This window comes from Agromyces binzhouensis (assembly GCF_004135055.1).
In the GTDB taxonomy this organism is placed as follows: domain Bacteria; phylum Actinomycetota; class Actinomycetes; order Actinomycetales; family Microbacteriaceae; genus Agromyces; species Agromyces binzhouensis.
Window position 1 is genome coordinate 1 of the sequence record NZ_SDPL01000307.1, and the last position, 3,812, is coordinate 3,812.

The 3,812-nt window shown below is 72.7% G+C and carries 4 protein-coding genes; 2 read left to right on the plus strand and 2 right to left on the minus strand.

All coding sequences use genetic code 11. The annotated features are described in order from the left end of the window. Nucleotides 1–993 (minus strand): AMP-binding protein (locus tag ESO86_RS13060; RefSeq protein ID WP_129235416.1); only part of this gene is annotated, 993 nt, incomplete at its 3' end. Nucleotides 994–1,051: 58 nt separating this feature from the next. Continuing rightward, on the minus strand, nt 1,052–1,984 hold the full coding sequence (locus tag ESO86_RS13065) for a 1,4-dihydroxy-2-naphthoyl-CoA synthase (protein ID WP_129235417.1): 933 nt from the start codon (nt 1,982–1,984) through the stop codon (nt 1,052–1,054). Nucleotides 1,985–2,055: 71 nt separating this feature from the next. On the opposite strand from ESO86_RS13065, the gene ESO86_RS13070 reads away from it, so the two are divergent. Both ESO86_RS13070 and ESO86_RS13075 read left to right on the plus strand, forming a co-directional pair. Further along, the gene (locus tag ESO86_RS13070; protein WP_129235418.1) at nt 2,056–3,066 is read left to right on the plus strand and encodes an o-succinylbenzoate synthase; all 1,011 of its coding nucleotides are present in this window, start codon (nt 2,056–2,058) and stop codon (nt 3,064–3,066) included. 185 nt (nt 3,067–3,251) lie between these two features. Continuing rightward, complete coding sequence (locus tag ESO86_RS13075; RefSeq protein WP_129235419.1) at nt 3,252–3,653, plus strand: hypothetical protein; 402 nt, start codon at nt 3,252–3,254, stop codon at nt 3,651–3,653. Nucleotides 3,654–3,812 lie beyond the last annotated feature (159 nt).

Genomic DNA, 3,812 nt, shown 5'->3' on the forward strand with positions numbered 1-3,812 from the left:
CGACCCGGTGCCGACGACCGCGGCGCGCTCGCCCCACTCGGGGTCGGGCACGGCGACCACGACCGCGTCGGCGAACCCGTCGACGCCGTGCACCGCGCGCTCGACCTCGCCGAGCACGACCTTGACCCCGCCCGACGTCATCACGTCGTCGGTACGCCCGGTCACCCGCAGCCGGCCGTCGTCGCCGATCGAACCGAGGTCGCCCGTGCGGTACCAGCGCCGCCCGTCGGCATCGACCGCGAACGCGCGGGCGGTGCGCTCGGGGTCGTCAAGGTAGCCCTCGGCGAGCATGCGCCCGGCGAGCTGCACCTCGCCGTCGACGATCCGCACCTCGACGCCCGGCAGCGGCGTCCCGTCGTAGACGCATCCACCGGCGGTCTCGCTCGAGCCGTACGTGCGGTGCACCCGGGCGCCGAGCGCAGTAGCACGCTCGACGAGTCGGGCGGGCGCGGCCTGGCCGCCGAGCAGGATCGCCTCGAACGACCCGAGCGCCGCGCGAACCGAGCGATCGGCGTCGGCGGCGTCGACGAGGCGGGCGAGTTGCACGGGCACGAGCGAGGTGAACCACGGCCGGTCGGGGTCGAGCGTGCGGGCCGCGTCGACGAAGCCCTCGGGCGTGAAGCCGCCCGCGGGCATGACCGCCGGCTCGGTGCCGGCGACGAGCGAACGCACGAGCACCTGCGCGCCGGCGATGTAGGTCGCGGGCAGGGCGAGCAGCCACTGTCCGTGCGTGCCTCCGAACCACCGCGAGGTCGCGCCGGCGCTCGCGCGGAGCGCGGCTCCGGAGAGGCCGACCCGCTTCGGGGCATTCGTCGACCCGCTCGTCTCGATCACGAGGGCGACCTCGTCGGGGACGAGCGCCTCGATGGGGTCGTCCGGCTCGTCGTCTCCGGAGATGGGCAGCACCGCGAGCCCGTCGAGGAGCACCGCCTCGCGCAACTGCCCCAACAGCGTCGCGACGTCGCCGACGGGAACCCTGATGAGGGGTTTCATGCGGACCCTCGACACCGGCACGTCAGGTGTCGCTGGCCGGCGCAGCGCGCCGACGCGGTCAGTAGTGCCACGGGTACGGACCCCAGTCGGCTTGTCGCTTCTCCAGGAACGAGTCGCGCCCCTCGACCGCCTCGTCGGTGCCGTACGCGAGCCGCGTCGCCTCGCCGGCGAACACCTGCTGGCCCACGAGCCCGTCGTCGACGGCGTTGAACGCGAACTTCAGCATCCGGATCGCCGTCGGCGACTTCGTGAGGATGGTGCGCGCCATCGCGATCGCCTCGCGCTCGAGGTCGGCGTGCGGCACGACGCGGTTCACCGCGCCCATCTCGTACGCGCGATCGGCCGAGTACTCCTCGGCGAGGAAGAAGACCTCGCGCGCGAACTTCTGCCCGACCTGGCGGGCCATGTACGCCGACCCGTATCCGGCGTCGAAGCTGCCGACGTCGGCATCCGTCTGCTTGAACCGCCCGTGCTCGCGGCTCGCGATCGTGAGGTCGCACACGACGTGCAGCGAGTGCCCGCCGCCGGCCGCCCACCCGGGCACGACCGCGATGACGACCTTCGGCATGAAGCGGATGAGTCGCTGCACCTCGAGGATGTGTAGTCGCCCGGTCGCGGCCGCGGCGGCCGGATCGCGGACGACCTCGCCCTCGGCCGCCGAGTACTGGTAGCCGTCGCGACCGCGGATGCGCTGGTCGCCGCCGGAGCAGAACGCCCAGCCGCCGTCCTTGGGGCTCGGCCCGTTGCCCGTGAGCAGCACGACGCCGATGCGGGGATTCGTGCGGGCGTCCTCAAGGGCGCGGTACAGCTCGTCGACCGAGTGCGGCCGGAACGCGTTCCGCACCTCGGGGCGGTCGAACGCGATGCGCGCGATGCGACCGTCGGTCGAGTGGTGGTAGGTGATGTCGGTGAAACCGCCTTCGCCGGTTACGGATGCCGCGGCATCCACCCACACGCTCGGATCGAACAGTTCCGACACCTCGACTGCCATGGCCTCCAGCCTAGTTCGGCGCGGCCTGCGCTCCCGGTGCCGAGCGGGGGCCGGGGTGGCAGACTCGACGCATGAGCGCCGTCGCCCTGCCGCCCCTGCACGACCTCCTCGCGACCGCCCGGGTGGTCGCACTCCCGCTCGTCACGCGCTTCCGCGGCATCGACGTGCGCGAGGCCCTGCTGTTCGAGGGCCCCGAGGGCTGGACCGAGTTCGCGCCGTTCGCCGAGTACGACGACGAGGAGGCGACGACCTGGCTCGGCGCCGCCATCGACTTCGGCTGGAACCCGGCACCGGCCGCGCATCGCGACCGCATCCCCGTGAACGCGACCGTGCCCGCCGTCGACGCCGATGCCGTGCCGGCCGTGCTCGAGCGGTTCCCCGGCTGCCGGACGGCGAAGGTCAAGGTCGCCGCATCCGACCAGACCCTCGATCGGGATGTCGCGCGCGTGCGCGCGGTGCGCGAGGCGATGGGCCCCGAGGGGCGCATCCGGGTCGACGCGAACGGCGGATGGAACGTCGACGAGGCCGAGCACGCCATCCACGCGCTCGCGCCGTTCGACCTCGAGTACGTCGAGCAGCCCTGCCCGAGCGTCGCCGAACTGGCCGAGATCCGCACGCGCACGAAGTACATGGGCATCCCGATCGCCGCCGACGAGAGCGTCCGCCGAGCCGACGACCCGCTCGCGGTCGCCGCGGCGGGCGCCGCGGACCTGCTCGTCGTGAAGGCCGCGCCGCTCGGAGGCATCCGTCGCGCGCTCGACGTCGCCGAGCGCGCCGGGCTGCCGATCGTCGTCTCGAGCGCGCTCGACACGAGCGTCGGACTCGCGATGGGCGCCCACCTCGCCGCGGCGCTCCCGACGCTCGACTACGACTGCGGGCTCGGCACGGCCTCGCTGCTGGCGGCGGATGTCTCACGCGACCCGCTGCTCCCGAGCGACGGCGCGATCGACGTCCGTCGCATCGATCCCGACCCGGCACTGCTCGACCGGTACGCCGCCGACGGCGACCGCGCGGCCTGGTGGCTCGCGCGGCTCGAGCGCTGCTTCGCGGCCCTGACCGGCGAAACGATCGAAACCCCCTGATCACGATGCGGTTCTCGAACCATTCGAAGAACTGAGGATACCCCCGTTTCTGGGGGTATCGGCGGACAATACCGGGGAGCACCCTGAGTCCATCAACGCCGATCGAGTGCATCGTCGGATGCGACGACCCGATCGACGGTCGTTTCTACCCGAATCGAAGTGGAGCAAGGATGTTCTCGAGAACGATGACCAACATCGGCGCCGGGGTGGGCCTGGCCGCCGCGCTCACGCTGGGCAGCGGCATGGCCGCCTACGCCCACGAGTGTTTCAACCCCAACCGATCCGAGAAGGGCAACGCGGGTGCGTCCAACTCGCAGGCGTGGTTCACGGTGTACTTCGAGGAGCTCACCGTGGGCCTGGAGCCGGCCGACGCGGAGTGCGTGACCGACGCGTACGCGGCCACCGGAGCGCCGATGTCGTTCACCATCCACGTCAAGGGCGCGCACGGCAACGACGGCGTCGTCGCCGGGAACAACCCGAACGAGGCGAAGGCCGCCGACGGCAAGGGGATCGACGAGATCTTCGCCGCGCATGGCGCCGACCTCTTCTCCGCGTTCGCCAGCTGCGGCGTCGACATCCCGCTCTAGCGGCCGATCGGCCCACGGCCGACGACGATGCCCGGCGCCGGGGGGCGCCGGGCATCGTGGTGCGCATGCGTCGGCGCCCGGGACGAACTCCCGGGCGCCGATGCGCACTGTCCGGGCGAGGCGGCGCACACCCGCCTCGCCCGGCGACCTCAGGCCCTG